This window comes from Budvicia aquatica DSM 5075 = ATCC 35567 (assembly GCF_000427805.1).
GTDB classification, from domain to species: Bacteria; Pseudomonadota; Gammaproteobacteria; order Enterobacterales; family Enterobacteriaceae; genus Budvicia; species Budvicia aquatica.
In genome coordinates this window covers 1-2,510 of sequence record NZ_ATYS01000110.1, presented here as the reverse complement: position 1 = coordinate 2,510, position 2,510 = coordinate 1, and the positions used below count along the sequence as shown (strand labels likewise).

Genomic DNA, 2,510 nt, shown 5'->3' with positions numbered 1-2,510 from the left:
TCTCGGGCCAAGAAATGATCATTGATGAAGACGTCAACTTGATAAGCACCCGGCTCTACGGTATTCGCCTGATTAAAGCGTGTCAGGCTCTTTTGCGTCTTGGCACTGCCCACCAACATACTGTCATCAAACTCAAACTGATGGTCTGGCGTTGTGGCAAATGCGGACGGTGTCAACAGCCCAAGTCCCAGTATCAGTCGTCTTAATCGCGGGGCATGAGTAGATATGCCCCTCACTATCGCGCTGCGTTGGCGACCATCCGAATGAGGGGGGGAGATGATTATTTTTGTCTGCATTCCTTGAGTCCCTTAATCCCGGAATTTTAGGTATTCACGAAGACGATGAGCCCATCAGTTCAGACGCGCTTCGGCTTGTGTGTGACCACCGTAATCATTGATTAAGGTAAATTTAATTTTCTGCGCACCGGCCGCGGACGAGGCCCTTTTTTCTGATACCCAACTGGCCTGAGACTTCGGGGCAACCATATCAGCCTTGAACAGTACCGGAGTATTGCCCACCATGGCCGCAGCATGAATAAAAGAGGCGTAATAGCCAGAATCATTGCTGACGGTCAATATCCATTGCGCACCCTGTTGTTTCAGCGAGAAACGGAGTTGGCTGGCGATGTCTTCAGGCCCACCGACGATACCTTTTGGACGATAAAACACTTTGAGTCGATTACGCAATACAACCAGCATCTGATTTTCAGCGTTATTCGCCACGTTTTTCGGCGGGATTTGTGCGCTGTTCAGGTAGAAGATGGATTCACGATCTTGCGGTAAACCACTGCCCGTAAATATCAGCCTAACCGACTGCCCGGCGTTCGGCTCAATGCGGAACAGGGCCGGTACGGTCACAAATGGCCCGTCGGCATTTTCCGGTGTTGACGCCGGATTGTTGATGTCTACCCACATCTGCATCACGTAAGGAATATTGTCATTATTGGTGAGTTGCACCGTTTTCGATGCGGCGTCTGCGGGATAGATGACCCGGGTATTGAGCATCACGACGCTGGCCATCACCGGTTCAGCCAGTAATAACATGACGGCGAAAAACGTGCCAATCCCGGTACGTGAACAGTTGATCTTCATACGAAGCCCCTCGCTAATAACCCCCTTCAGTGTGATGAAGGGGGTTATCGTGATGACAAATTACTGGTAAGACACGGAGTACTGTACGCTGCCCAGCACGGCACCTGGCAGTGCGGTACCTTCAGCGTAATATTGCACGGCGAAGGTATGGCTCGCCGACGTGGCATTCGCCGCCAAAGAAAGGCCTGCCGCTCCGGTTTGACCGGTCAGGTCAAGTGGGGTGGCCGGCACAGCCGGATCGACCAATTGCAGTGAGACGTTGTTGTCGACACTGGCGGTATTGCCCATACGGCCGCTGGCGGTCAGGTTATTGCCCACAAACACGGTTTTAATCGCGGTGACGCTGGCNGAGGCGGTACACCCACTGACACCGACAGTGAAGGGGGTTTGCCCGGTGGTCTCACCGGCATTGGCCAGCGATGAGCTCGGTACCGTTGGCAGCAGGACTAACGGTGCGGATGCCTGACCGTTGATGGTGACGTCACACGTCTGGTCAGCCACTTCACCCTGAAATTGAATGGTGTTACTCGCCTGTGCCGCAGTGGATAAAATCAGACCCGCCATCACGATAGCCATGTTGTTCATCTTCATGTTAATTATTTCCTTATATGACATTAAGTCGTTAGCGAATAAACCACACACGCTTTAATTCGCTATGTTTTCGATTACAATCAAAAGATACCTATCCAACTGAACGNTATGGGTTGGATTGAGCATCTCAATACGTGTTTAATCGCAACAACCCTACATAAAAATGGTTATTAACGACGCGTTAAAATAGATTGAATCGGTGTTTCCTGATCCAATCAGCATAAGCAGCCCACCCAAANTTNGGGTGGGCTGACTTTTTATTTATCCAGAGAGTCATTCCCCCGGATTGAATAATAGGGTGTATTTCCAGTTCACTTTATTCGAAACAATAACTCTTAATGATGACTCTCAGTAAGGAAGTAATGACATAAAGAGGTCAATNATTTCATATNATTATGTCGTNACATCAATACGTTAAAGCCAACCCAAAAGCCGTTTAGTTAAAAGCAAACGGATATCGACATAGAATGAATAACCCAAGTGGGTCAAAGCAATGCCATCGAGATATCAATGAGCAACCAAGTCATTATTCACCGATACGAAAGCATTGCTGTTAATAGCATATTATACACATTCGAAAACAAAATAATAAGCTAAGTTAATTATAATTACATATTGATATTATATCAATCATCCCCACAAAATATGACATCATTAGACTCTACCATCACGGCATTTTAAAAAATGACACCGCTCTTTTCATTGAATTAATATCCCCTTGGTAAATAAGCGTAAATTATTAGCGTTAACGTTTATTTCATTTTTACCCTCATCAACATCCAAACGTTTCGCACCAACCCCCTCAGAGATTGGCTGTTGTATTTTTGG

Annotated in this window: 3 protein-coding genes; all 3 read right to left on the bottom strand. The window is 47.2% G+C overall.

From position 1 onward, the window contains the following. Positions 1 to 296: FimD/PapC N-terminal domain-containing protein (locus YWE_RS28220; protein WP_036016735.1), on the bottom strand; the 296-nt coding region annotated here is incomplete at its 3' end. A 54-nt stretch (positions 297 to 350) separates the two neighbouring features. Next, positions 351 to 1,091 carry a fimbrial biogenesis chaperone gene (locus YWE_RS0120750; RefSeq protein ID WP_227659907.1) on the bottom strand — a complete coding sequence of 247 codons (741 nt, stop codon included), beginning with the start codon at positions 1,089 to 1,091 and terminating at the stop codon, positions 351 to 353. A 60-nt stretch (positions 1,092 to 1,151) separates the two neighbouring features. Beyond that, positions 1,152 to 1,676 carry a fimbrial protein gene (locus YWE_RS0120745; protein ID WP_029096191.1) on the bottom strand — a complete coding sequence of 175 codons (525 nt, stop codon included), beginning with the start codon at positions 1,674 to 1,676 and terminating at the stop codon, positions 1,152 to 1,154. Positions 1,677 to 2,510 lie beyond the last annotated feature (834 nt).

Coding starts and splice junctions, on each gene's coding strand:
- YWE_RS0120750 (WP_227659907.1), bottom strand. CDS start 1,091: ATGAAGATCAACTGTTCACGTACCGGGATTGGCACGTTTTTCGCCGTC.